Origin of the sequence: Arthrobacter sp. LAR12-1-1.1 (genome assembly GCF_040676555.1) — a bacterium.
In the GTDB taxonomy this organism is placed as follows: domain Bacteria; phylum Actinomycetota; class Actinomycetes; order Actinomycetales; family Micrococcaceae; genus Arthrobacter.
The window spans coordinates 645171-670243 of record NZ_JBEGIG010000023.1; the positions used below are offsets into that span (position 1 = coordinate 645171).

Here is a 25073-nt window from a genome sequence, read left to right on the forward strand (position 1 = left end):
GGCTAGACGGCTTCGAGTACGCTGACGTAGTTGGCGATGCCCACGCCGCCCATGTTCTGCACTGCGGCCCGGCGCGGGTTGGCCAGCTGCATGGCGCCGGCCGTGCCGGTGAGCTGCATGGCGGCGATGACGTGCTGGGAGACTCCGGTGGCGCCGACGGGGTGGCCCTTGGCTTTGAGCCCGCCGGAGACGTTGACCGGCAGCTTGCCGTCCTTGAAGACCCAGCCTTCCTCGAGCGCCCGGGCACCCTGGCCGCGTTCGGTCAGTCCCATGGCCTCGTACATGAGAAGTTCGGCGATGGTGAAGCAGTCGTGGACTTCCGCGAAGTCGAGGTCCTCCAGCCCGACGCCGGCCATCGCCAGGGCCCGCTGCCAGGAAGCCCGCGTGGCGGCGAATTCGGTCGGGTCCCGGCGCTCGGCCGGGAAGAAGTCGTTTGCCTGGCCGAAGCCGGCGAGCCGGACCGGGGCGGTGACGCCCCCGGTCGGCGCGACGCTGAGGACGACGGCGGCGGCGCCGTCGGACACGGGGGAGCAGTCGGTGCGGCGCAGCGGATCTGCCACCATCGGGTTCTTGTCCGAGACGGTGCGGCAGAACTCCTCGCCGAGGTCCTTGCGGAGCTGGGCGTAGGGGTTGTCGACGCCGTTGCGGTGGTTCTTCGCCGCGATGGTGCCCAGGACGTCGCCGAGGCTGCCAGCGCCGTAGCGCTTCCCGTAGTGCTTCGCGACCTCGGCGAAGAGCCCCGTGAACCCAGTGGTGGAGGCCTTGCCGGCCATGTCGTAGTCCGCACCGAGCAGGGCCGCGCCCACGACGTCGGCCCCGGCCTGCGTCATCTTTTCGGCACCGATCACCAGGACGGTCTTCGCGGTGCCGGCCAGCAGGGACTTGGTGCCCTGCTGGAACGCGGCCGAGCCGGAGGCGCAGGCGTTCTCGACCCGCGTGGAGGGCACGTTGGCCAGCTGGTCCGAGACCTGTAACGCGAGCGAGGACGGGAAGGCCAGCGGCATCATGCCGGAGTTGAACTGGCCGAGGTAGATCTCATCGATCTGGCCGGCCTCGATCCTGGCGTTGCCGATCGCCTCGGTGGCGACCTGCACGATCAGGGACTCGAGGGTGTCGTCGGTCAGCTTGCCGAAGCGGCTGTGGCCCCAGCCGATGAGCAGGACATCCTTGCCGAACTGGTCTTTCAGGCTCATGCGCCTGCCACCTCCACTGTTTCTTCGATCTCAAGGGTTCCTTCGAGCTCCGGGCCGACGCCGAACTCTGCCTCGGTCTTTGCGCGGATCTCCTCCACGGTGACGCCGGGGGCCAGCCGGGTCAGCGTCAGCTGCCGGCCGGCGCCTGTTTCCTGTTCGTCCTTCACCAGGTCGAAGACCGCGAGGTCGCTGATGATGCGGTCCACGCAGCTGAGCCCGGTGAGCGGCAGCGTGCATTCCCTGACTATCTTGGCGGTGCCGTCCTTGGCGTTGTGCTCCGTCAGGACCACGACGCGCGGGGTGCCGGCCACGAGGTCCATGGCGCCTCCCATGCCCTTGACCATCTTGCCGGGGATGGTCCAGTTGGCGAGGTCGCCGGCGCCGGAGACCTGCATGGCGCCGAGGATCGCGACCTTGACGTGGCCGCCGCGGATCATGCCGAAGGACGTCGCGGAGTCGAAGATGCTGCCGCCAGGCAGAACGGTCACGGTCTGCTTGCCGGCGTTGATGAGGTCGGCGTCTTCCTCGCCCTCGTAGGGGAACGGGCCCATGCCGAGCAGCCCGTTCTCGCTCTGCAGGACAACGCGGACGCCGTCGGGCAGGTTGTTGGCCACCAGCGTGGGGATGCCGATGCCAAGGTTGACGTAGTCGCCGTCGTTCAGTTCTTCGGCCGCGATGGCGGCCATTTCATCTCGGGTCCAAGCCATGGTGATTCTCCTGAAAAGGTGTGGGTGGGCGGCGCGCAGGCCGGATTAGACGGTGACGGCGGATGCCGCTTGCGCCGCTTCTGCTTCCGCATCGCGGCGGGGGCGGACGGTGCGCTGTTCGATGTCCTTGACGCGGCCGCTGGCCTGGACCAGGCGCTGGACGAAGACGCCGGGGGTGATGATGTGGTTCGGGTCCAGCTGGCCGGGCTCGACGATCACTTCGGCTTCGGCGACCGTCACTGCGCCGGCCGTAGCCACCACCGGATTGAAGTTCTGGGCGGTGTAGCGGTAGATCAGGTTGCCGTCGGTGTCGGCGGTGTGGGCGTGGACCAGCGAGACGTCGGCCTTGATGGCGCGTTCCAGGACGAAAGTCTCGCCGTCGAACTCCGCCAGCGGCTTGCCTTCGGCGACCAGGGTGCCAACACCGGTCTTCGTGTAGAAGGCCGGGATGCCGGCGCCACCGGCACGCAGCCGCTCGGCTAGGGTGCCCTGCGGGGTGAACTCCACCTCCAGTTGGCCGGCGAGGTACTGCTCGGCGAAGAGCTTGTTTTCCCCGACGTAGGACGCGATGACTTTGCGGACCTGGCCGCCTTCGATCAGTATGCCGAGGCCCTTGCCGTCCACGCCCATGTTGTTGGAGACCACCGTCAGGTTCCTCACCCCGGAGTCCCGCACTGCCTCGATCAGGTCAGCGGGGATCCCGCTGAGGCCGAAACCGCCGACGGCGAGCGTCATGCCGTCCCGCAACACGTCCTGCAGGGCGGCTGCTGCCCCGGATTTCACCTTTGACATTGCATCTCCTCATTGAGCTTTTGAGCCACCGGCGGGCGGGGCCTGGAGCCCGCCGCCGTGATCCACTTTGTGGACTATTCTTCTGAAGAAGGAGCCTATGGTGTGGCGTGAAGCACTGTCAACGCCGAATTTCCGCTTGGACTGGTGCATTTTTACAGTGTGGACGGTAGGCTAATCGGTGTCCACAATGTGGATCTATTCCGAGGAATCGCGAGGAAAATGATGAACTCCGTCCCCGTGCAGGGCGCCCAGGTGGTGAGCCGGGTCGCGGCCCTGCTGAGGATCGTGGGCCAGAAGCCGGAAGGCTCCCCGCTGGTGGAGCTGGTGCGCGACTCGGGGCTGACGCGCCCCACGGTGCACCGTCTGCTCAGCTCCCTGGCGGCCGAGGGCCTGCTGGACCAGGATCCGGGCAGCGGCAACTGGGTCCTGGGCCCGGAGATCCTGCTGCTGGGGTCCGTGGCCTCGGCGCGTTTCCCCCTGGAGGACATTGCGAGGCCGAGCCTCCGGCGCCTGGCCGAAGAGACCGGCGAGAGTGCGTTCTTCTCCATCCGCCGCGGCAACGAAACGGTGTGCCTGCTCCGGGAGGAAGGCAGCTTCCCGGTCCGTTCTTTCGTGCTGCATGAAGGCGTGCGGTTTCCGCTCGGGGTTGCCTCCGCCGGCACCGCCATCATGGCTTTCCTGCCGCCAGAAGAGCAGGAGGAACTGCTCGCGGACTGGGCAGCGCACGCCGGCAGTTTTGCGGCTGCGCACACCGAAGCCCGTGTCAGGCAGAATCTGGAGGCGACGCGGCAGGCCGGTTATTCGGTCAACCCGGGGCTGGTCCTGGAAGGCAGCTGGGGGATGGGCGCGGCGGTCTTCAACCAGCGGGGCCGCCCCGCCTGGGCACTGTCCCTCACCGGCATCGAGCCACGCTTCCGGGAAGACAGGCGCCCGCAGCTGGGGCGGCTGCTCATGGACGAGGCCCACCGCATCTCGACGCTGCTGCAGGGCTAGCCAGGCGCCTGACCCTCGCCAAGGGCCTGAATCTCGACGGCGCTGCCCGCCGCTCGATCGCCGCCCGGCCATCGTGGGGCACTTTGACGCGGACACGTCGGCAATTGAGGCCGAAACGGTCCAGCCAGGGTTCAAAGTGCCCCGGTTCGGCTCAGGGTAACTCGGACGGTTCACCTGGTCTCGAGGCTCTTGCGCAGGCGCCGGTTGTGCCAGAAGCTGGCAGCACAGCTCACCATCGCGTCGAGCCGAAGGAGCGCAGCCTCATGAAAAACATCAAGATCTCTTTCGATCACTATGGCAGCCCGGACCTCGTCACTGTGGGCGAGGAGGAACTGCCGGCTCCGGGGGAGAGCGAGGTCCAGGTGGGAATCCGCGCCGCCGCTGTCAATCCGGTGGACTGGAAAGTCGTTGCCGGCTACCTGGATCGGTACCTTCCCCTGGACTTCCCCGCAGTTCCCGGCTGTGAGGCGGCAGGAACGGTGACCGCCGTCGGCCCCGGCGTGACCGGGTTCGAGGTGGGCGACGAGGTCATCTGGAATGGCATTTCCGGAGGCTACCGCGCCGTGGCAAATCTTCCGGCCAGCCAGCTGACGCCAAAGCCCGCGGGCATCGATTTTGAGCAGGCGGCGTGCGTCGCGATAGCCGGCGGCGCAGCGTATTCGGCGCTGGTCCAGCTTGGCATTGGCGTGGGGGACACGGTCCTCATCCACGGCGCAGCAGGCGGGGTCGGCTCGGCGGCAGTCCAGATCGCGCGGCACCTCGGCGCCCGGGTCATTGGCACCGCGTCAGAGCAGAATCATGACTATTTGCGCGGCCTCGGCGCCGAGCCCGTGGCCTATGGCGAAGGGCTCGTGGAACGCGTCCGCTCCCTGGGCACCATCACCGCCGTCGTGGACACCTATGGCGGCGAGGAGACTACTACAGCGACGGTCCAGTTGCTCGGCGGCCACGGCGCCGCGGTGACCACTGTGCCTGGCAAAGAGGCCAACGCTGCCGGAATTGCGCCGGTCAGGCTGCTGGACGGACGGGTAGCGGAGACGGCCCGGCTGTCCGCCGATGGAAAGCTCCGCTTCAGCATCCAGGAGCGGATTCCCCTCACCGATGCGGCCCGGGCGCTGGGCATCAGCCGCGCAGGCCATGTCCGGGGCAAGCTCGTGCTGATCCCGTAACTGGAACCTCAGCGGGGCTCAGGCTATTTCCACCACGTATCGAAAATCGTCACCGGGACCGTGCGCTTGTGGCGGGTCCGCAGATACATTGCCTCGATCCGTTCGGCCGCGGCATCCGGTACGTCGCGGCCCTCGAGGTAGTCATCGATCGTGTCGTAGCCCAGGCCGAGCTCGTCCTCGTCGGTGCGGCCGGGCTTGCCGTCCAGGAGGTCCGCCGTCGGGATCTTTTCCCAGATCCGGGCCGGCGCCCCGAGTTCGGCCAGCAGCGCGCGGTTCTGGCGCTTGTTGAGGCCGAACAGCGGCAGGATGTCCGCGCCGCCGTCGCCAAACTTGGTGAAGAACCCGGTGACGGATTCGGCGCCGTGGTCCGTGCCGATCACCAGATAGTTGTGCTCACCGGCCAAGGCGTACTGGGCAATCATCCGGGTCCGGGCCTTGGTGTTGCCCTTGTGGAAATCGGAAATCTCCGTGCCCACCGTCTTCTGGAATTCGTCCTCGAAGCCGTCCACCGCGGCCGAGATGTTGAACATCCATTCGGTCTTGGCGCGCACGAAGTCCAGGGCAGCCTGGGCGTCGTCCTCGTCGTGCTGGACGCCGTAGGGGAGCCGGACGGCCACGAAATTCGCCTCGGTGCCCTCGGCCTCGAGTTCCTCAACCGCCAGCTGGGCCAGCCGGCCGGCCAGGGAGGAGTCCAGGCCGCCCGAGATGCCCAGGACGAAGCCCTTGGTGTGGGTGGCCGTCAGGTATTCCTTGAGGAACGCCACGCGTTTGCGCACCTCCCCGGCAGGGTCGATCCGGGGCTGCACGCCCATTTCTTCGATGATCTTCGCCTGGAGTTCACGCATGACCCTCAGCCTAGCCAGCGCTGTCAACAACGCTCAACTGTGACTGTCAGCTGGGCGCTGCGCACCACCACTGGCGCTGCGCACCATACCCTGCGCTGCGCAAAACCGTTGGCGCTGCGCACCATACCCTGCGCTGCGCACCACCACTGGCGCTGCGGAGATACCCGTAGCGCAGGGTATTTTGCGCCGCGCCCGCCAGGTTGCGCAGCGGAAACCGCGTACGCCATCACGACGCCTGCCGCGCCGGTCCGGTGGAGCCGCGGACCGTGAGGTGGGTGGGCATCACGGACCGGCTTCGGGTGCCGCCGCCGGCGAGCGGGTTCAGCTGGGCCAGCAGCATGGAGACCGCCACGCGGCCGGCCTGTTCGATTGGGGAGGCCATGGTGGACAGCGGCGGGTTGCAGAAGTCGGCGCCAAAGATGTCGTCGCAGCCCACAATGCTCATGTCCTCGGGGACGCGGATGCCGCGTTCGCGAAGGCGCTGGAGCATGCCGATCGCGATGAGGTCGTTGAACGCAATGCAGGCGGTGACTCCACTGTGTACGGCGGCGTCCGCGGCTGCTGCGCCAGACTGCGTCTTGGGGGCGAAGGGACCCAGCCGGCGCACCTCCACGCCGCGCTCCTCGGCTGCCTCGGACAGCGCAGTCCACCGCCGTTCGCTGGACTGCGACGTCGGCGGGCCAGCCACATAGGCCACGCGGGTGTGTCCCAGCGAGATCAAGTGGTCCAGCGCCTGGCTGGTGGCGGCCGGTGTGTCGATCAGGACCGCGGGAACGCCGGGCACGTCACGGTTGATGGTGACCATGGGCATCTTCGCCGCCGCGTCCAGCAGGGCTTCGTCGCTGAGCCGGGATGCGGCAACGATGATGCCGTCAGCGCTCTTGCGCAACTGCTCCACGGTGCTGGCCTCCACCTCGTCGGATTCCTCCGTATCCACCAGCAGTTGGGTGTACCCGGCCGCCTTGAGCTGGAGCTGTGTGCCCCTGATGAGGTCGAAGTAGAACGGGTTGGTGATATCCGGAACCAGGACTCCCACTGCGCCTGTGCGGCCGGAACTCAGCGCCTTCGCCTGGCTGTTGGGGGTGTAGTGCAGCTGGGCCGCGGCCGCCTCGATCCGCTGCCGCGTCCTGATGTTGACGCGGTCCGGCGTGGAGAGCGCCCGGGAAACGGTGGAGGCCGCCACGCCGCAGAGAGCTGCAATGTCATGGATGGTGGCCGGGCGGTCCACTGCTGCTGGTTGCGTCGTCGCCACGGCGCTCCTCTCTGAACGTGGTGGCCGGGCCGTACGGCCGGGTCGGAAGGGCGGCCCTGTGACTGCCGCCACAGAACCGGTCAGCAAAGAATGTCACAGATTCTCAACATTTGGCAATCGGTTGTCATTTGATTGCGGCACTGACTAAACTGGGTGTACACCATTTGTGAACTGCGTCACCGCGCTGGAGCCGGAAGCTGCCCGCGGCGGCCGCGAAACCCAGGAGATCCGCGTGAGCAACACATCAACCGCAGTCTGGTCGCTTTCAGGCTTCGGCGACGAAATAGATCCGGACCCGGCAGTTCAGGCGGCCGTGCTGCTGGCACTGGGCGCAAGCCACATCGAGGTGCGCAGCGCCTGGGGCACCAATGTCTCCGAGCTTGAGCCCGAACAGGTTGCCCGGCTGAAGGAAATCTTCGATGAGAAGGGCCTCAAGGTCTCGGCTGTGGCCAGCCCCATCGGCAAGGTGGACGTGAGCCTGCCGGTGGAGCATGAACTGGATCGGCTCCGCCAGATCATTTCGGTGGCCAAGGGGCTGGAGACAAAGTACGTTCGCATCTTCTCCTTCTACCGAGCCGAGGGCCGCAGCGCTGAAGATATCCGCGAGGACGTCCTGGTCCGCATGGGCGCCCTCGCGGCGCTCGCCGCGGAATCCGGAGTCGTGCTCCTGCATGAGAATGAAAAGGGCATCTACGGCGATACGCCGCAGCGCGTGCTGGACATCATGGAGTCCGTAAACTCAACCGCACTCCGGATCGCGTGGGACAACGCCAACTTCGTCCAGGTGGGCGTCAAGCCCTACACCGAGGGCTACGCCATGCTGCGCCCCTACCTGGAGTACTTCCAGGTCAAGGACGCGCTCGCCGCCACCGGGGAAGTGGTGCCCTCCGGCGAGGGCGATGGCGAGCTCGACGCCACCATCGCCGCCCTCAAGGCGGACGGGTACGCCGGCTTCGCCTCGCTGGAACCCCATCTGGCCAGCGCCCACGAACTGGGCGGCTTCTCGGGCCCGGTGGCCTTCGGCACCGCGGCGCGCGCCTTCGCCGCGCTGGCCGCCAAGAACCAGATCGAACTCGTCTAATCGAACCCGTTTAGCAGGAATGCACCACCACTGAAGAAGCCACCACTAAAGAAGTAGGGAGCTCCGGATGCCAAAGGCGGCAATCATCGGCTGCGGCGACGTGTCGATCGTTCACTTTGAAGCACTTGCAGGAATGGCCGACGCCGAATTGGTGGCGGTCTGTGACACGGATCCGGCGCGCCGCGCCGCGGCGCAGGAGGCTCACGGGGTCCCCGGCTTCGAGGACTACCGCGACATGCTCGAGGCGGCCGACCCGGACGTCGTGCACATCACCACCCCGCATCACGAGCATGCAGCGATCGCCATCGAATGTCTGCGCCGCGGCGTCCACGTGGTGCTGGAAAAGCCCCTGGCGCACACCTTGGCCGAGGGTGAAAGGCTGCTGGCCGCTGCTGCTGAAAGCACGGCGAAAATTGGGCTGTGTTTCCAAAACCGCTACAACGCCCCGGTGCAGGCAATGCGCCGGCTGCTGGACTCCGGCGAACTGGGCAAGGTGCTGGGAGCCTCGGCCACGGTCATGTGGCACCGGCAACCTGATTACTACCTCAGCCGGCCCTGGCGCGGAAGCTGGAGCGAGGGCGGCGGGGGCCTGATGATGAACCAGGCCATCCACACCGTTGACCTGCTGCAGTGGCTGGTGGGCGACGTCGTCGCGCTCGCCGGCAGCGCCTCGACCCATGCGCTCGCAGAAGCCATCGAGGTAGAGGACACGGCGGAGTTTGCCGCGCTCCACAGCAACGGCGCGCGCAGCGTCTTCTACGCCACCCTCGCCAACACCCTCAACGCACCGGTCACCTTGGACATCAGTACCGAGACGGCAATGCTGAGCCTGCGCGGGGACCTTACGGTCACTTACGACGACGGGCGCAGCGAGGTGGTGCGTGAGCGCGCCGTCGGCTCGGGCGGGCGTTCCTACTGGGGTGTTTCGCATGCCCTGCTGATCGCAGATTTCTATGCCGGACTGGCGCAGCCGGGCCCGTTCTGGATTGACGCCGCCGAGGGGGCGAAGTCGCTGCGGATCGTGAAGGAACTTTACCGGCAGTCCTATCCCGGCTCTGAGGAAAAGGTGTCCTAACCGGACGCCTCCCCGCGGCGTTCCCAGCCCGCGTGCGGACTTCTTGTGCGCCACGCGGCTGCCCAGCTACACCACTGCCCCAACTACGCGGCTGCCCAACTGTGCCCGCCGGGGCGCCCCCGCATCAGTGCGTGCGCGCTTCCGGCGCGCCGTCGTGCGGCCCAACCACCCCCGTTCCGCAATAATTCAAAAAGGTGATGACAACCGGTTGCCAGATGTGGCAACCCAACGTACGCTGAACCCACAAGCGGCTCTGTGGCCCAGGCCACAGAGCCGCCGCAAACGTCCCGTGAAACGGACCTCGTCAAGCGATCCAAAGGAGCCAACAATGAAGTTCGGTCTCAAGGCAGCAGCTGCTGCCCTCATCCTCAGCGCGTCCCTCGCGCTCACCGCCTGTGGCGGCGGCGCCTCGGGCGCCAACAACGCTGCCGGCGCCAAAACAACCACGCTGACATTGGGTGCAGTACAGGAAATCCGTTCCTGGGACCCGGCCCAGGCGCACGTAGGACACTTCCTGCAGCCGTACCAGGCAGCATACGATTCCTTGCTGCTGCGGGAACCGGACGGCAAGCTCAGCCCCATGCTGGCCACGGCGTGGAAGTACAACGACGCCAACACCAAGCTCACCGTTGATCTCCGGACTGACGTGACCTTCAGCGACGGGGCCAAGTTCGACGCCGACGCGGCCAAGGCGAACCTGGATCACTTCAAGAAGGCGAATGGCCCGCAGATGGCCCAGCTCACCGCGGTCTCAGGGGTCAGAGTGGTGGATGCTGACACCATCGAGCTCGACCTGACGGCGCCCGATCCCTCGCTGGAGTTCTACCTCAGCCAGGCCGCGGGCCTGATGGGCAGCCCCAAGGCGCTGGGCACTGAAGGCATCAAGACCGAGCCCGTGGGCAGCGGCCCGTATGTCATGGACAAAGCCGCCACCGTCAAAGACTCGCAGTCGGTGTTCACTGCCCGCAAGGATTACTGGAATAAGGACGTTCAGAAGTTCGAGAAGGTCACCTTCAAGATCCTCGTTGACCTGACTGCCAGGACCAATGCCCTGGTTTCCGGACAGGTGGACGCCACGCTGCTGGATCCCAAGACCGGCAAGCAGGCAGAGGGCGCAAAGATGAAACTGGCAGCGACCGAGGTGGACTGGCAGGGCCTGACTCTATTCGACCGCGACGGCGCCAAGAACCCCGGACTGAAGGACGTCCGCGTCCGCCAGGCCATCAACTACGCGTTTGACCGCAAGACGATCCTGGACCAGGTCATGCTGGGTCAAGGCACCCCGACGTCCCAGCCCTTCGGCAAGGCCAGCGGCGCCTGGGTTGAGGAGCTCGAAAACAAGTACCCGTACGATCCGGCCAAGGCCAAAGCACTGTTGAAAGAAGCAGGCTACGAGGCCGGACTGGTACTCCAGGTCCCGAGCGTACCCGGGTTTGAAACGCAGCTGGCAGTGATCAAGCAGCAGTTGGCTGACGTCGGGGTCACCCTCGAAGTGGGCTCCGCCATCACGAACACCTACACCACCGATGTCGCAGCCCAGAAGTTCACCAGCATGTACTTCTCACTCTTCCAGGGTGAGCCGTGGGTGGCCATCAACCAGATCATCTCCACCAAGGCGCTCTACAACCCCTTCAAGACCACCACACCCGAACTCCAGGCCAAGATCGATGCCGTCCAGAACGGCGGCAAGGATGCTGGCAAGCTGGCCCAGGAAGTCAACAAGTACGTGGTGGAGCAGGCATGGTTCGCACCGCTGTTCCGTGTGAACCAGATGTACTACCACAACGCCAAGATCGACGTCACGCCGCAGATCCAGATGGCCGTTCCCTCGATCTACAACTACTCACCCGCCAAGTAGTACGGGCCAGGTAACCACTTAAAACCGGCGCAGGTCCGGCAGCCCGACCACCACAAGCGGCGGGCTGCCGGATCCAGCAGCCACACCATGCCAGTTCAATGGAGCCAGCAATGACCAGATTCATCCTCAAACGCCTCGGCAGCGGCCTAGTGGTCCTGTTCGCCGTCTCGGTCCTTACTTTTTTCCTGCTTTACATATCGAGCGGCAGCATTGCCCGGAACATCCTGGGAGACCAGGCAACACCGGAGCAACTGGCCGTAAAGGAAGCGGAGCTGGGGCTGGATCAGCCCATCGCCGCGCGCTACTTCAGCTGGCTCACGGACGCCCTGGGCGGAAACCTGGGCACATCCTGGTTCACTTCTGAACCAGTGGCCAGCTCTCTCGCTACCCGCATCCCCGTCACCATGACAATGGTGTTCGCGGCCATGATCCTCATCGCCATCATCGCTACCCTGATCGGCGTTGCCGCCGCGGTGAAGCGCGGCTGGGTGGACCGGGTGGTTCAGATCGGCGCCATTGTCGGCGACTCCATTCCAGGCTTCGTCATCGGCATCATCCTGGTGACCATCCTCGCCATCCAGCTGGGCATATTCCCCGCCACCAGCACCATTTCCCCGGGCGAACCTGCGTCCGCTTGGGTGCTGTCCCTGACGCTTCCGGTGATCGCCCTGCTGATAAACGGAGTCACCGGCGGTGCGCAACAGATCCGCAGTGCCGTCATCAAGCAGCTCGAACGCGATTACGTTCGCACCTTGCGCAGCCGCGGGATAGGTGAGCGCGAGGTCCTGTTCAGGCATGTCCTGCGCAGCGCTGCTCCAGCCGGACTCACTGTGCTCAGCCTGCAACTGATCGGCATGCTGGGCGGAGTGGTCATCATCGAGCAGATCTTTGCCCTTCCCGGCATGGGCCCGCTCGCCGTTGCTGCCACCGGCCAGAGCGATCAGCCAGTGGTGATGGGCGTCGTCATGTACACCGTCGCCGTTGTTATTTTGGTCAACCTCATCGTTGACCTCCTCAACGGCTGGCTCAACCCGAAGGTGCGTGCCTCGTGACCGAGTCCGTCGAAACCACAGCCCTGACGCCCGTTCCCGGCGCGACCGGCCAGACCGGCACCGTAGTCCGTTCCACGGTTCTCAAACGGCTCTTCAAGAATCCTCTCGGCATCATCGCCCTCGTCATCCTGCTGGGGATGGCACTGCTGGCTTTGTTCGCGGATGTTCTGGCCCCGTTCGACGAGAATTTCGCCAACATCTCCAAAACCCTGGCCAGCCCCGACTCTGTAAACCTCCTGGGTACGGACAGCTCCGGGCGCGACGTCTGGAGCCGGCTGCTGTTCGGCGCGCAGCTAACGCTCCTCTCCGCGCTGCTTTGCGCCGCCGTCGCCATCGGGATCGGTCTTCCCGCCGGCCTGATCGCGGGCTACTACGCCGGCAAATTCGAGGCCGTTTCCAACTGGATTGTCAGCATCCTCATGAGCCTTCCGGGCCTGATTGTGCTGCTGACCATCCGCGCGGCCTTCGGCCCCTCGGTGTGGATTGCCATGATCGCGTTCGGCGTCCTGATCAGCCCGTCCTACTTCCGCCTGACGCGGTCAGCGGTGCAGTCGGTCCGCAACGAGCTCTACGTGGATGCAGCCCGGGTGTCCGGGCTCTCAGACCTGAGGATCATCACCCGCCACATCTTTTCCGTAGTGCGGGCCCCGATCATTATCCAGACGGCGGCGATTGCCGGTGTGGCCATTGCGATCCAGTCCGGGCTCGAGTTCCTTGGACTGGGGGATCCGGCCAAGGCAACCTGGGGTGTGATGCTCAGCGAGGGATTCAAGAACGTCTACCTCACGCCGACGCTGCTTTTCTGGCCTGCGTTTGCCATGGCGCTGACCATCGGCGGCCTGGTCCTGCTGGGCAACGCCATCCGCGACGCCCTCGAAGACGGCGAAAAGATCAAGCATCGCCGCACCAGGACCCCGGGCACCGACCCGGTCACCGGCCGGCGCCCGACGGCGGCGCCCGCCGCCGTGCGCCCGTCACGGAAGTCCGTGCCCGCCGTCGACCCCGGAACGGAGCACCACCTCGTGAAGGTGACCAATCTCGGCGTCGGCTATCCCCAGGCGGACGGTTCCATCAAGAAGGTTGTTGACGACGTCTCCTTCCACGTGGACCGCGGCGAGATCCTGGGCATCGTAGGCGAATCCGGCTCGGGCAAGTCCCAGACCGCCTTCTCCATCCTTGGGCTGCTGCCGGATAACGCCCGCATTGTGGGCGGCTCCATCCAGTTCGACGGCAGCTACACCGTGGCCCCGGGCGAGGAACGCGTCAGCCAGGAGCGCCTGTCCAAACTGCGCGGCAAGCGGATTTCCTACATTCCGCAGGAGCCCATGAGCAACCTGGATCCCGCCTTCACCATCGGCTACCAGCTGGTCACACCCATGGTGCGTGTCCTCGGAATATCCAAAGCCGAGGCCAGGAAACGGGCGCTGAAACTGCTCACCGACGTCGGAATCGTCAACCCGGAACGGACCTTCAACGCCTACCCGCACGAAGTCTCCGGCGGCATGGCCCAGCGGGTGCTGATCGCCGGAGCCATCAGCTGCGAGCCGGCCCTGGTGATCGCCGACGAGCCCACCACGGCCTTGGACGTCACCGTGCAGGCGGACGTGCTGGACCTGCTGCGGGAGCTCCAGCAGCGCCTGAACATCGGCGTCATCCTGGTGACCCACAACTTCGGGGTGGTGGCGGACCTCTGCGACCGTGTGGCCGTCATGCAGAACGGCCGGCTCGTGGAGGAAGGACCCGTCCGCGACATCCTCCGCAATCCGCAAGAACCCTACACACAGACACTTTTGGCGTCGATGCTTGAAGGCAAGGAACCCATGTCCACGCTCGTATCCCCCTTGCAAAAGGAGCCAGTCGCATGAGCACCACCAAAAGCGCGCCGCTGCTCACCGTGGACCAGCTGGTGGTGGAGTACCCCAGCAAGAAGTTCCGGGCAAAGCCCTTCCGAGCCCTGACGGACATCAACATCACCATCGGCCGCGGCGAAACCCTCGGCCTGGTGGGGGAGTCCGGTTCCGGCAAGACCACCCTGGGCCGCGCCATCCTGGGGCTGGCACCGGTGACCGGCGGGAAGATCAGCTTCGACGGCAAGGACATCAGTCACGCCACCCGCAAGGACCGGCGGGTCCTGAGCCGGGACCTGCAGGTGGTTTTCCAGGATCCGTACACCTCGCTGAACCCCGCACTGGAGATCGGTGACATCCTCGCCGAGCCACTGGGCGTGCAGGGCATGGAAGCCGCGGCGGCCAAAAAGCGTGTGAAGGAACTGCTGGACCAGGTGGGCCTGCCCTCTGACGCCATCAACCGGTTGCCGCGCGAATTCAGTGGCGGGCAGCGCCAGCGCGTGGCGATCGCCCGCGCCCTTGCCCTCTCGCCCAAGCTGATCGTCTGCGACGAGCCGGTCAGCGCGTTGGACCTTTCCACCCAGGCCCGCGTACTGGACCTGTTCCTGCAGATCCAGAAGGACACCGGCGTTTCCTACCTCTTCGTCTCCCACGACCTCGACGTCGTCAGGCACATCAGCCACCGCGTCGCTGTGATGTACCACGGGGAGATCGTCGAGCAAGGCCCGGCCGATATCGTTACCCGCGACCCTGAACACCCCTACACGCAGCGGCTCCTGCTGGCGTCCCCAGTACCCGATCCGGACCGGCAGGAACAGCGCCGGGCGGACCGGCATCGGCTGCTCGAATCGCAGCGGATGCAGCACGAACAAGCGGGCGTCCTCGCCTGAGGACACCTGCGGCGTCAGATAGAACAGGCCGGCGTCGTCGCCAGAATCTGGCGGCAGCACCCAACCGGCAACGAGGGCCCTTGCGGGTCCGGAACACCACGGAGGAATACAGTGGCCAAAATTGGCGTACAAGCGATGATGCTGCGAGACAGCTTCGCCGAAGTGGGGGCGTTCGAGACGCTCCGCAAGGTCAGTGCGATCGGTTACAACGCCGTCGAGATCTCCCAGATCCCGATGACCCCGGAGAACGTCGCCGAACTGGACCGTTCCCGCAGCGAACTGGGCATGGACATTGCAGCTTTGTCCGTGGCCATGGAGACCCCCAAGGGCCGCCCCGGAGATTCGCTGAAGGACCACTTCGACAAGATCGTGGAGGACGCGAAGCGCCTGGACACGACGCTGCTGCGGATCGGCATGCTGCCGTTCCCGGCGATGAAGTCGATCGGCGCGGTCATTGACTTCGCCAAACAGGCCAACGAATATGCCGAACGCCTACAGGAGCAGGGCCTGGGCCTGTACTACCACAACCACCACATCGAGTTCGCGAAGTTTGACGGCAAGTACATGCTGGACATCATTGCCGAGAACTCCCCGGCCATGGGCATGGAAATCGATGTCCACTGGGTACAGCGCGGTGGCCTCGACCCCGTCCGTACCCTGGAAAAGTACGCCGGCAGCACTGCCATGGTTCACCTGAAGGACTACCGGATCGGCCAGCTCCCCGGGAGCGCCTTCGGGCTGCTGGAAACCGGGGACTTCAAGGGCTTCATGACCGAGTTCAAGGACGTGGTCCAGTTCGCCGAGGTGGGCGAAGGCAACCTGGACTTCCCCGCCATCATCCCCGCCGCCCAGGCCGCCGGCGCCCGGTACCTGCTCGTGGAGCAGGACGAACTTTACGGGCGCACGGTGTGGGACGCGCTGCAGACCTCCTACACCAACCTCGTGGCCATGGGCCACTCGAACCTTTTCTAGACAGGGAGAATCACCACATGAGTAAGAAAGTACGCCTTGGCATCATCGGCCTGGGCCAGCAGGGCGGCGCCTATGCCCAGTTCATCACCGACGGGCTGGTCCCGAACATGGTGATCGGCGCCATCTGCGACACCGACCCCGCGAAGCAGGAACTGGCCGCCTCCCGGTACCCCGACGCACCCTTCTACGAGGACTACATCGCCATGCTGGAAAGCGGCGACGTCGACGCCGTCGTCACCTGCGTGCCGCACTTCCTGCACCCGGAGATGGGCATCGAGACCCTCAAGCGCAACATCCACGCCCTCGTGGAGAAGCCGGCCGGCGTGTACACCAAGCAGGTCCAGGAGCTCAACGAGTTCGCTGCCAGCAAGCCCGAGCTGTCCTTCGCCATCATGTTCAACCAGCGCAACAACCCGCTCTACCAGAAGCTCAAGGAGATCGTCGACAACGGCGAGATCGGCAGCATCCGCCGCACCAACTGGATCATCACCAACTGGTGGCGCCCGCAGGGTTACTACAACTCCAGCGAATGGCGCGCCACCTGGGGCGGCGAGGGCGGCGGCGTGCTGGTCAACCAGGCACCGCACCAGCTGGACCTGTGGCAGTGGATCTGCGGCGTACCGAAGTCCGTCTACTCCAAGGTTGCCTACGGCTTCCGCCGCGACATCGCCGTGGAAGACGAAGTCACCGCCGTGGTGGACTACGGCAACGGCGCCACGGGCGTCTTCGTCACCGCGACGCACGACCTCGTGGGGACCGACCGCTTCGAGATCCTGGGCGACCAGGGCAAGATCGTGGTCGAAAACAGCAAGACCGCCACCGTTACCCGCCTGACGAAGCCCGAGCGTGAACTCAGCGACGGCATGGGCCTGGACGATGTCCGCAAGCTCTTCATGGGCGAGCTGAATCCCGAGGAGTACTACACCACCGAGGTCATCGAGTTCGAGTCCGCCTGGGGGGCGCAGCACTCCGGTGTCCTGGCGAACTTCGCCGCCAACATCCTGGACGGCACACCGCTGCTGGCCCCGGGTTCGGACGGCATCAAGGGTGTCCGCCTGGCCAACGCCATCCACCTCTCCAGCTGGCGGGGCACGGAGGTGGGGCTGGACTTCGACGAGGACGAGTTCCTCGCCGAGCTGAACAAACGCATCGCAGACGAAGGCAAGTTCCCCGAGCGCCCCTAGCCCACCCAACTGAGTCGCAGATGGGGCCGTTTTGAGCGCTCAAAACGGCCCCCGCTGCGAGCTAGTTGGGTTGTTTCCTCGTTAGGATGGGGCAGTGACTGAACCCAAGACGCCGGACGCTGCCGCAACAACAGGCCCGGCCAAGAAGCACTCCCGGTCCGGAAAGTCCAACGCCACCATCTACGACATCGCCAAGGTTGCCGGCGTCAACCCATCCACCGTCTCACGTGCGCTCAGCAAGCCAGGCCGCGTCAGCGCCAAGACGCAGAAACTCATCGAGGATGCCGCCGCCGAGCTGAACTACCAGGTCAATCCGTTCGCCCGTGCGCTGCCTACCGGCCGTACCAATACCTTCGGCCTGATCGTCGCGGACATCACCAACCCCACATTTTTCGACATCATCCGCGGGGCGGAAACGACGGCCACACTGCGGGACTACACCATGGTTCTGGCCGAGTCCGCCGAGTCCGGTGTCACTGAGCTGACGGCAGCCCGCCGGATGATGGCTACTGTGGACGGCCTCATCCTGGCCAGCCCCCGCATGGACGACGACGACATCCGCACGATCGCCCGCGACAAGCCCGTGGTGGTCATCAACCGCGAGGTCGACGGCGTGCCGTGCGTGGTTCCCGACGTGAACAAGGGCATCAGCGAGGCGGTCCGCAGCCTGGCCGGGAACGGGCACCACAAGGTTGCTTTTGTCGCCGGTCCGCCGCAGTCCTGGATGTCCGCGCGCCGCTGGGAAGGCGTGCAGGCGGCCTGCGAATGGTCCCGGCTCGAGGCCGTGCGGCTGGAATCCACCAAGCCCACCGTCGACGGCGGCCGCCAGGTGGCGCGCGACGTGCGGGCCAGCGGTGCCACGGCGGTGCTGACCTACAACGACCTCCTGGCCATCGGGCTCATGCAGGAACTCCAGGCCGCCGGCATGGTGATCCCGGACCAGATCAGCATCGTGGGCTTCGACGACATCTTCGGGGCGGATTTCACCACACCTCCGCTCACCACCGTGCGCTCGCCGCTGGGGGAGTGCGGCTCGGGCGCTGCCACGCTGCTGCTTGATCTCCTGCACGGCGATCTCCCGCGAGGCACGGGGGAGACTGCCGCCACCCTGCGCGTCGAGACGGAGCTGGTGCTGCGGGGCTCGAGCGGACGGCTGCTGCCCGCGGGGTAGCCTTGCCGGCGAAGCCCCCGCAACTTGATGGCAATTAATGGCAACCGGTTGACAAATACCTGAAGCAGGCCGGACCATTGATTTATGTCACAGTCGATTGCCGCCAACCCAGACCGGCTCCTGCCCGCGGATCCCGGAACGCGCAGCATTGCGCGGGACCTCCTGCAGCGCGTCCAGGACCTCCCCATCATTTCCCCGCACGGGCACGTTGACGCCGCAGTCATCGAGCACAACAGCCCGTTCCCGGACCCGGCAGCGCTGCTGGTCAGCCCGGACCACTACGTCACCCGGCTGATCCACGCCAGCGGCGTTCCGCTGGACCGGCTGCGGGGCTCGGCCACCGCCGATGCGGACTCCCGCACGGTCTGGCGCGAGTTCTGCAAAGCCTGGCCGCTGTTCGAGGGGACGGCCTCCGGCTACTGGCTCCGCACCCAGTTCGACAGCGTTTTCGGCCTCCGGCAGGAGATCAGCGCCGAGACCGCCGACGCCAGCTACGATGCGATCTCCGCCAAGCTGCAGGAACCCGGCTTCCGGCCCCGCCAGCTCTTCAAGGACTTCAACATCGAGGTGCTGGCCACCACGGACGACCCCCTGGACAGCCTCGCCAGCCACCAGGCGATCGCCGAGGATCCCACGTTCCACGGCCGCGTCCTGCCCACCTTCCGCCCGGACGCCTACCTGAACATCGCGCACCCCACGTGGAGCGCGAACGTGGACCGGCTCATCGCAGCAGCGGGCGACGGCGCCACCGGCTACGCCGGCTACATCACCGCCCTGGAGAACCGGCGTCGCTACTTCGTGGACCACGGCGCAGTCTCGGCCGACCACGGCGTCCGTACCCCGGCAACGCTCAAGCTCGCCGCCGCCGACGCGGCCAGGCTGTTCGACCGCGCCCGCTCGGGCCAGGCCACGGCGCAGGACCGCGAAGACTTCGAAGCCCACATGATGTACCAGATGGCACGGATGTCCGTGGAGGACGGGCTGGTCATGACCATCCACCCGGGCTCGTTCCGTAACCACCACGAACCCACGTTCAACGCCTTCGGCGCCGACACCGGCCACGACATCCCGTTTGCGGTGAACTACACCGAGGCCATCCGCCCGCTGCTGCAGGACTTCGGCACCGCCAAGGACTTCCACCTGGTGCTCTTCACCATGGACGAGACCGTGTTCTCCCGCGAACTCGCGCCGCTGGCCGGCTTCTATCCGTCCGTCTACCTCGGCGCCCCGTGGTGGTTCCTGGACGCACCGGACGCCATGCTGCGCTTCCGCTCCGCCGTGACCGAAACCGCAGGATTCTCCCGCTCGTCCGGCTTCATCGACGACACCCGCGCGTTCTGCTCCATCCCCGCGCGCCACGACGCCTCCCGCCGGATCGAGGCCTCCTTCCTGGCCAGGCTCGTCGCGGAACACCGCGTCAGCGAGGACCGCGCCCATGAACTGATCGTCGACATCGTGGACGGCTCGCCCCGACGGGTGTTCAAGCTGTGAGCGTCGACCAGCACTCCGAGGTGCCACCCGCCGTCGAACTGCCCCCACTGAACCGCCGCCTGCGGCCGTCCGCCAAGGCACCCGTGCGGATCATTCACCTGGGGCTGGGCGCCTTCCACCGCTCGCACCAGGCTTGGTATACGCACCAGGCGTCCGACGCCGCGGACTGGGGCATCGCGGCCTTCACCGGCCGCCGCCCCGACGCGGCGCTGGCACTGGCTGAACAGGACGGGCTCTACACGGTAGTGAACCGGGCCGACGACGGCGACTCCTTCGCCGTGGTCAGCAGCATCGTCGAAGCCGTGGACGGGGCGGATGTGCAGCGACTGGCGGAGCTGGTTGCCGCTCCGGCCACCGCGGTGATCACTCTGACCATCACCGAAGCGGCCTACCGGCTCCGGGCAGACGGGCAGCTTGACCGAGCTGCGCCCGACGTCGCCGCGGACCTTGCGCTGCTGGCGTCCGGCAGCGCAAGCCCGACGACGCCGCTGGGCCGGCTGGTGCTGGCCCTCGCCGGCCGCCGGGCTGCCGGGGCGGGACCGCTCGCCGTCGTCTGCTGCGACAACCTCTCCAGCAACGGCACCGTGGCACACAACGCCGTGGCAGGCATGGCCGGGGCATGGGACGCCGGGCTGGCCGGATGGATCGACGCCAACGTCAGCTTCGTCAGCACCTCGGTTGACCGCATCACCCCGCGCACTACGGCCGCGGACATTGCCGCCGTCCAGGCCGCTTGCGGCTACCGCGACAACTCGCCCGTAGTGGCCGAGCCCTTCTCCAACTGGGTGCTCAGCGGGGACTTCCCCGCCGGGCGGCCGCGCTGGGAAGACGCCAGTGCCGTGTTCGTGGCAGAGATCGAGCCGTACGAGAACCGCAAACTGTGGCTCCTGAACGGCGCGCACTCCCTGCTGGCCTACGCCGGCCAGCTTCGCGGCCACACCACCGTGGCGCAGGCCCTGGCGGACCCGCTGTGCCTGCAGGCCGTCGAGAAGTTCTGGGACGAGGCGGAGGCGAACCTGGCCGGGCCGGAGGGTCACGCCGCGGATCTTCAGATCCCGGCCTACCGCGCCGCCCTGCTGCAGCGATTCGGCAACGCCCGGATTGCCCACCACCTCGCACAGATCGCGATGGACGGCAGTACAAAGCTGAGGATGCGGGCCGTTCCCGTGCTGCAGGCCGAGCGTGCCGCGGGCAGATCCGGCGCCGCCGCCGCTCTCATGATTGCTGCCTGGATGGACTACAGCGCCGCCTCCGCCGCGTTCCAGGACCCGCTGGCCGACGAGGTCGCCGCAGCCAACCGGCTCGCCGGCGCCGAACGGATCCGCGCCTTGCTGGCCCTGGTGGATCCGGCCCTCGCAGAAGAGCGTTCCGTCGTGGATCTGATGGAAAGCTTGAGCGGAACGTTCGGGGAGCAGACGCTCTCCCCGTAACGCCTTGCGCGCAAGCACTGCTGCCCGGCTCCCGGACCATCTGGAGCCGGGCAGCAGTGTTTCGCCAAACTTTCAACAAAAATTATGGCAACCGCTTGCCATTTGATTGCCAAGTGATTAGGATTACAGCAAGAGCAAAAACCGGCCCCCAGCGCCGGCCCTCAAAATCCTCCCCCCGGCACTGCCCGCAAAGACGCGATAGGACCCCAAATGCTCAAGCCCCAGGCCAGCGAAACCCGCGAGATCGTCATCCTCGACGGCCTGTACCGCTTCAAGGTGGACTTTGACCGCGCCGGCCACCGGGACGAATGGTTCAAGGCGCCCCTGGAAACCGGACTGGAAATGGGCGTCCCGGCCAGCTACAACGACGTCTTCCCGGACAAGGCCATCAGGGACCACGTTGGCTACGTCTGGTACCAGCGCGAAGTCCGCGTCCCGCGCGGCTGGGCAGGCGAACGCATCCACGTCCGCCTCGACTCCGCCACGCACGAGGGCATGGTGTGGGTCGATGACACCCTCGTGGCCCAGCACACCGGCGGCTACATGCCCTTCAGTGCGGACATCACCGAGCACGTCACGCCCGGGCAGCTTTTCCGCCTGACGGTGTCCGTCAACAACGAGCTCACGCAGGCCACCATCCCGCCCGGCACCATCACCGTCACCGAGGACGGCCGCCGGCAGCAGAGCTACCTCCACGATTTCTACAACTACGCCGGCCTGCACCGCAGCCTCTGGCTGTTCAGCACCCCCGCGGTCACGGTCGATGACATCACCGTCGCCACCGGCTTCGAAGGCACCACCGGCAGCGTCGACTACACGATTACCACTGCCGGCGGCACCGGCAGCGAAACGGTCACCGTTTCCGTCCGTGACGCCGACGGCGTCGAGGTCGCTCGCGCCGACGGCGCCCGCGGCACCCTGACGATCGCCGACGTCGTGCTGTGGAAGCCAGGCGCCGCCTACCTGTACAGCCTCACGGCGGAAATCCGCGACGCCGGCCGGCTGCTGGACAGCTACACCCTGCCGGTCGGTGTCCGCACCGTGGAAGTCCGCGGCAAGGAATTCCTCATCAACGGCGAACCGTTCTACTTCACCGGTTTCGGCATGCACGAGGACCACGTGGCCATCGGCAAGGGCCACAGCAACGCCCAGATGGTCAACGACTTCCAGCTCCTGGACTGGGTGGGCGCGAACTCGTTCCGGACCTCGCACTACCCCTACGCCGAGGAAGTCATGGAGTTCGCGGACCGGCACGGAATCGTGGTGATCGACGAAACCGCCGCCGTCGGGCTGCACCTGGGCTTCGGCGCCGTCTTCGGCGGCATCGCGAAAAAGACCTACGAAGAGGGCGGAGTGGACGCCAACACCGCCGCCAACCACCGGCAGGCGATTTCCGAACTCGTCGCCCGCGACAAGAACCACCCCTCCGTCGTGATCTGGTCGATCGCCAACGAACCCAACGGCTCCGAGGAAGGCGCCCGCGAGTACTTCGCACCCCTCGTGGAGCTGACCCGCAGCCTGGACCCCACCCGGCCCGTCGGCTACGTCAACGTCCTGTTCGACACCCCGGACAAGGAACTGCTCGGGGACCTATTCGACGTGATCATGCTCAACCGCTACTACGGCTGGTACATCGATAACGGCGACCTCGAAACCGCTGAACAGCACCTCGAGAAGGAGCTGCGCGAATGGGAAGCCAAGTACGGCAAGCCCATGATCATGACCGAGTACGGGCCGGACACCATGCCCGGCTTCCACTCCATCTATGAACAGCCCTGGAGCGAGGAATACCAGGCAGCGTTCCTGGCCATGTACCACCGGGTCTTCGACCGGGTCGACGCCATGGTCGGTGAGCAGGTCTGGAACTTCGCGGACTTCCAGACCTCCAACGGCATCATGCGCGTGGACGGCAACAAGAAGGGCGTCTTCACCCGGGACAGGCGGCCCAAACCCGCCGCCTATGCCCTGCGCCGACGGTGGACGGCACTGGCCGGCACCAAGAACATCACTTCTGAGGCGTAGGCCTTAACGCACATTTTTTCGCCGGGCCCGAGGTCCGGCAACGGGTAAAGGAGCCCATTCATGAAAAAGCTGAACAAGCTCAGCATCATCGGCTATGGCGCCGGCGATGCCGCCAACAATCTCGCCTTCACCACCGCCACGATGTTCCTGCTGGTGTACTACACGGACGTGGCCGGGATCTCCGCCGCGGCCGCCGGCACACTGTTGCTGGTGGTGCGGATCTTTGATGCCTTCGCCGACGTCTTCGCCGGACGCGTGGTGGACCGGACCTACAGCAAGCGGTTCGGCAAGTTCCGCCCGTTCATCATGTTCGGCTCCATCCCGCTGCTGCTGCTGAGCGTGGCAACCTTCTCTGTCCCTGCGCTCGGCGAGTCCGGCACCCTGCTCTACGCCTACGTCACCTACGCCGCCCTGGGCCTGGCCTACAGCCTGGTCAACATCCCCTACGGCTCCCTCGCCGGCGCCATGACCCAGGACCCGGCCGAACGCGCCAAACTCGGCTCCGCCCGGATGATCGGCGGGATGCTGGTCGGCTCCGCCCTTGGCATCTTCGTAGCCCCGCTGATCAAGCCGGGCGCCAACCTGCAGGCCACCTTCACCAGCATCACCCTGGTGTTCGTCGTCATCGGGGCGGCTCTGTACCTCTTCACCTTCCTGACCGCCAAGGAACGGGTCCACCGTACCGTCCCGAACGTCACGTTCAAGCAGAGCATGGACACGCTCAAGGGCAACCGGCCGCTGCTGATGCTGTGCCTGAGCTCCTTCTTCTTCCTGACCGGCTACCTGGCCCTCACCTCGGTCCAGCTGTACTATCTCCGCGATGTCCTGGGACGGCTGGATCTGTACCCCGTGCTGTCCATCACCCAGCTCGTCCTGACCTTCGTGCTGGCGGGCTTCATGCCCAAGCTGGTCCGGAGCCTCGGCAAGAAGCGCGTCTACATCTTCTCGTCGCTGCTCACGGTCATTGGCGGCGCCATCGTCTTCTTCACCCCGGCAAGCCACGTCTGGCTCGGATTCACCGGCCTGGTGATCAGCCTCGTGGGCGTCCTCGCGGTCAACATCGTGGTCTGGGCACTGGAAGCCGACACCGTCGAATACGGCGAATGGAAGACCGGCGTCCGCACCGAGGGCATCACCTACGCCCTGTTCTCCTTCACCCGCAAGACCGGCCAGGCAGTCGGCGGTGCGCTCGCGGCCTACGCCCTGGCCCTGGGCGGCTACAAGTCCGGCGCCGTCCAGACGCCCGACGCCGTCTTCGGCATCCAGCTCGCCGCCGGCGCCCTGCCGGCCGTCATGACCATCCTGGCCGTGCTCGTGATGGCCAAATACACGCTTACCGATGCCATGCACGCCCGGATCCTCACCGAAATCCGGGCCCGCCGCACCGACGGCGACGGACCTTCCGATAGCGCCGGAGCTTCCGACGACGCCGCTGCGGCTGCCGCTGTTCCCGCCGACGCCGCTTCCGCGGAGGCCGCGCCGCTGGCGCCCCGCAACTAAGACACCCCCGTTAGATCAGAAAAGGACCTGTTGTGAAAATCATTGCCGCTGAAGTCTTCGTGACCAGCCCCTCCCGGAATTTCGTGACCCTGCGGATCACTACCGAGGACGGGGTGACCGGGATCGGGGACGCGACCCTGAACGGGCGCGAGCTCGCGGTGGCCGCGTATTTGAAGGAGCACGTCGCGCAGCTGCTGATCGGCAAGGATCCGCACCGGATCGAGGACACCTGGCAGTTCCTGTACCGGTCCTCGTACTGGCGCCGCGGCCCGGTGACGATGGCCGCGATCGCCGCGGTGGACATGGCCTTGTGGGACATCAAGGGCAAGCTGGCCGGCATGCCGGTCTACCAGCTCCTGGGCGGGGCGTCCCGGAACGGGCTGCGCGCCTACGGCCACGCCTCCGGCGCGGACCTCCCCTCGCTGTTCGATTCGGTCCGGGAGCACCTGGAACTGGGGTACAAGTCGATCCGGATCCAGACCGCGGTCCCCGGGATCAAGGCCGTCTACGGCGTCGCGGCCCAGGCGCAGGCCTCGGGCGAACGCTACG

General features: G+C 66.2%; 20 protein-coding genes and 1 pseudogene. 16 read left to right on the plus strand and 5 right to left on the minus strand.

Annotated elements, in window-relative coordinates:
- Window positions 1–2 precede the first annotated feature (2 nt).
- From MRBLAR12_RS15885 to MRBLAR12_RS15895, 3 genes are read right to left on the minus strand one after another with little or no spacing between them, the layout of a single operon-like run.
- Window positions 3–1193 (minus strand): acetyl-CoA acetyltransferase, encoded by a 1191-nt coding sequence (locus MRBLAR12_RS15885; protein WP_364747038.1) that lies wholly within the window; start codon window positions 1191–1193, stop codon window positions 3–5.
- Window positions 1190–1900, minus strand: a complete 711-nt coding sequence (locus MRBLAR12_RS15890; protein ID WP_229995096.1) for a CoA transferase subunit B — start codon at window positions 1898–1900, stop codon at window positions 1190–1192. The genes MRBLAR12_RS15885 and MRBLAR12_RS15890 overlap by 4 nt, the downstream gene beginning before the upstream one ends.
- 45 nt (window positions 1901–1945) lie before the next feature.
- Complete coding sequence (locus MRBLAR12_RS15895; RefSeq protein ID WP_364747040.1) at window positions 1946–2692, minus strand: CoA transferase subunit A; 747 nt, start codon at window positions 2690–2692, stop codon at window positions 1946–1948.
- A 222-nt stretch (window positions 2693–2914) separates the two neighbouring features.
- On the opposite strand from MRBLAR12_RS15895, the gene MRBLAR12_RS15900 reads away from it, so the two are divergent.
- Window positions 2915–3685, plus strand: coding sequence for an IclR family transcriptional regulator (locus MRBLAR12_RS15900; RefSeq protein ID WP_229995099.1), 771 nt, complete (start codon window positions 2915–2917; stop codon window positions 3683–3685).
- Window positions 3686–3948: 263 nt separating this feature from the next.
- Window positions 3949–4854 carry an NADP-dependent oxidoreductase gene (locus MRBLAR12_RS15905; protein WP_229995094.1) on the plus strand — a complete coding sequence of 302 codons (906 nt, stop codon included), beginning with the start codon at window positions 3949–3951 and terminating at the stop codon, window positions 4852–4854.
- Between the two features lie 23 nt (window positions 4855–4877).
- On the opposite strand, the gene nadE is transcribed toward MRBLAR12_RS15905, so the two are convergent.
- Both nadE and MRBLAR12_RS15915 read right to left on the minus strand, forming a co-directional pair.
- Window positions 4878–5699, minus strand: a complete 822-nt coding sequence (gene nadE, locus MRBLAR12_RS15910; RefSeq protein WP_229995093.1) for an ammonia-dependent NAD(+) synthetase — start codon at window positions 5697–5699, stop codon at window positions 4878–4880.
- Between the two features lie 226 nt (window positions 5700–5925).
- Complete coding sequence (locus MRBLAR12_RS15915; protein WP_364747043.1) at window positions 5926–6951, minus strand: LacI family DNA-binding transcriptional regulator; 1026 nt, start codon at window positions 6949–6951, stop codon at window positions 5926–5928.
- Between the two features lie 232 nt (window positions 6952–7183).
- Here MRBLAR12_RS15915 and MRBLAR12_RS15920 point away from each other — a divergent pair, with 232 nt between their 5' ends.
- The 14 genes and pseudogenes from MRBLAR12_RS15920 to MRBLAR12_RS15985 form a co-directional block, all read left to right on the plus strand.
- Window positions 7184–8032, plus strand: a complete 849-nt coding sequence (locus MRBLAR12_RS15920) for a sugar phosphate isomerase/epimerase family protein (protein WP_364747045.1) — start codon at window positions 7184–7186, stop codon at window positions 8030–8032.
- 67 nt (window positions 8033–8099) lie between these two features.
- Window positions 8100–9107, plus strand: a complete 1008-nt coding sequence (locus tag MRBLAR12_RS15925; RefSeq protein WP_364747047.1) for a Gfo/Idh/MocA family protein — start codon at window positions 8100–8102, stop codon at window positions 9105–9107.
- 328 nt (window positions 9108–9435) lie between these two features.
- Window positions 9436–10965 (plus strand): ABC transporter substrate-binding protein, encoded by a 1530-nt coding sequence (locus MRBLAR12_RS15930; RefSeq protein WP_229995089.1) that lies wholly within the window; start codon window positions 9436–9438, stop codon window positions 10963–10965.
- Between the two features lie 110 nt (window positions 10966–11075).
- Window positions 11076–12017: an ABC transporter permease gene (locus tag MRBLAR12_RS15935; protein ID WP_229995088.1), complete on the plus strand. Its 942-nt coding sequence runs from the start codon at window positions 11076–11078 to the stop codon at window positions 12015–12017.
- Window positions 12014–13882, plus strand: a complete 1869-nt coding sequence (locus tag MRBLAR12_RS15940) for a dipeptide/oligopeptide/nickel ABC transporter permease/ATP-binding protein (RefSeq protein WP_364747049.1) — start codon at window positions 12014–12016, stop codon at window positions 13880–13882. The genes MRBLAR12_RS15935 and MRBLAR12_RS15940 overlap by 4 nt, the downstream gene beginning before the upstream one ends.
- Window positions 13879–14754: an ATP-binding cassette domain-containing protein gene (locus MRBLAR12_RS15945; RefSeq protein ID WP_229995086.1), complete on the plus strand. Its 876-nt coding sequence runs from the start codon at window positions 13879–13881 to the stop codon at window positions 14752–14754. The genes MRBLAR12_RS15940 and MRBLAR12_RS15945 overlap by 4 nt, the downstream gene beginning before the upstream one ends.
- A gap of 111 nt (window positions 14755–14865) precedes the next feature.
- Window positions 14866–15726: a sugar phosphate isomerase/epimerase family protein gene (locus tag MRBLAR12_RS15950; protein WP_364747051.1), complete on the plus strand. Its 861-nt coding sequence runs from the start codon at window positions 14866–14868 to the stop codon at window positions 15724–15726.
- Between the two features lie 17 nt (window positions 15727–15743).
- Window positions 15744–16910, plus strand: a complete 1167-nt coding sequence (locus tag MRBLAR12_RS15955) for a Gfo/Idh/MocA family protein (protein WP_229995084.1) — start codon at window positions 15744–15746, stop codon at window positions 16908–16910.
- A gap of 94 nt (window positions 16911–17004) precedes the next feature.
- Window positions 17005–18081 (plus strand): LacI family DNA-binding transcriptional regulator, encoded by a 1077-nt coding sequence (locus MRBLAR12_RS15960; RefSeq protein WP_229995083.1) that lies wholly within the window; start codon window positions 17005–17007, stop codon window positions 18079–18081.
- An 84-nt stretch (window positions 18082–18165) separates the two neighbouring features.
- Window positions 18166–19572: a glucuronate isomerase gene (gene uxaC, locus MRBLAR12_RS15965; RefSeq protein WP_364747053.1), complete on the plus strand. Its 1407-nt coding sequence runs from the start codon at window positions 18166–18168 to the stop codon at window positions 19570–19572.
- On the plus strand, window positions 19569–21002 hold the full coding sequence (locus MRBLAR12_RS15970) for a mannitol dehydrogenase family protein (RefSeq protein ID WP_364747055.1): 1434 nt from the start codon (window positions 19569–19571) through the stop codon (window positions 21000–21002). Before uxaC ends, MRBLAR12_RS15970 begins: the two co-directional genes overlap by 4 nt.
- A 210-nt stretch (window positions 21003–21212) precedes the next feature.
- The gene (gene uidA / locus MRBLAR12_RS15975) at window positions 21213–23024 is read left to right on the plus strand and encodes a beta-glucuronidase (RefSeq protein ID WP_364747057.1); all 1812 of its coding nucleotides are present in this window, start codon (window positions 21213–21215) and stop codon (window positions 23022–23024) included.
- A gap of 60 nt (window positions 23025–23084) precedes the next feature.
- Entirely contained in the window at window positions 23085–24524 is a 1440-nt protein-coding gene (gene uidB / locus MRBLAR12_RS15980; protein ID WP_364747059.1) for a glucuronide transporter, read from the plus strand.
- Between the two features lie 32 nt (window positions 24525–24556).
- Window positions 24557–25073: pseudogene (locus tag MRBLAR12_RS15985) on the plus strand (bifunctional D-altronate/D-mannonate dehydratase); the annotation flags it as partial.

Bases quoted from the DNA above. Each gene is read 5' to 3' on its own strand.
- MRBLAR12_RS15930 (WP_229995089.1), top strand. From the start codon at position 9,436: ATGAAGTTCGGTCTCAAGGCAGCAGCTGCTGCCCTCATCCTCAGCGCG.
- MRBLAR12_RS15895 (WP_364747040.1), bottom strand. From the start codon at position 2,692: ATGTCAAAGGTGAAATCCGGGGCAGCAGCCGCCCTGCAGGACGTGTTG.
- uidB (WP_364747059.1), top strand. From the start codon at position 23,085: ATGAAAAAGCTGAACAAGCTCAGCATCATCGGCTATGGCGCCGGCGAT.
- MRBLAR12_RS15885 (WP_364747038.1), bottom strand. From the start codon at position 1,193: ATGAGCCTGAAAGACCAGTTCGGCAAGGATGTCCTGCTCATCGGCTGG.
- MRBLAR12_RS15955 (WP_229995084.1), top strand. From the start codon at position 15,744: ATGAGTAAGAAAGTACGCCTTGGCATCATCGGCCTGGGCCAGCAGGGC.
- MRBLAR12_RS15945 (WP_229995086.1), top strand. From the start codon at position 13,879: ATGAGCACCACCAAAAGCGCGCCGCTGCTCACCGTGGACCAGCTGGTG.
- MRBLAR12_RS15900 (WP_229995099.1), top strand. From the start codon at position 2,915: ATGAACTCCGTCCCCGTGCAGGGCGCCCAGGTGGTGAGCCGGGTCGCG.
- MRBLAR12_RS15905 (WP_229995094.1), top strand. From the start codon at position 3,949: ATGAAAAACATCAAGATCTCTTTCGATCACTATGGCAGCCCGGACCTC.
- MRBLAR12_RS15935 (WP_229995088.1), top strand. From the start codon at position 11,076: ATGACCAGATTCATCCTCAAACGCCTCGGCAGCGGCCTAGTGGTCCTG.
- uxaC (WP_364747053.1), top strand. From the start codon at position 18,166: ATGTCACAGTCGATTGCCGCCAACCCAGACCGGCTCCTGCCCGCGGAT.
- uidA (WP_364747057.1), top strand. From the start codon at position 21,213: ATGCTCAAGCCCCAGGCCAGCGAAACCCGCGAGATCGTCATCCTCGAC.
- MRBLAR12_RS15890 (WP_229995096.1), bottom strand. From the start codon at position 1,900: ATGGCTTGGACCCGAGATGAAATGGCCGCCATCGCGGCCGAAGAACTG.
- nadE (WP_229995093.1), bottom strand. From the start codon at position 5,699: ATGCGTGAACTCCAGGCGAAGATCATCGAAGAAATGGGCGTGCAGCCC.
- MRBLAR12_RS15925 (WP_364747047.1), top strand. From the start codon at position 8,100: ATGCCAAAGGCGGCAATCATCGGCTGCGGCGACGTGTCGATCGTTCAC.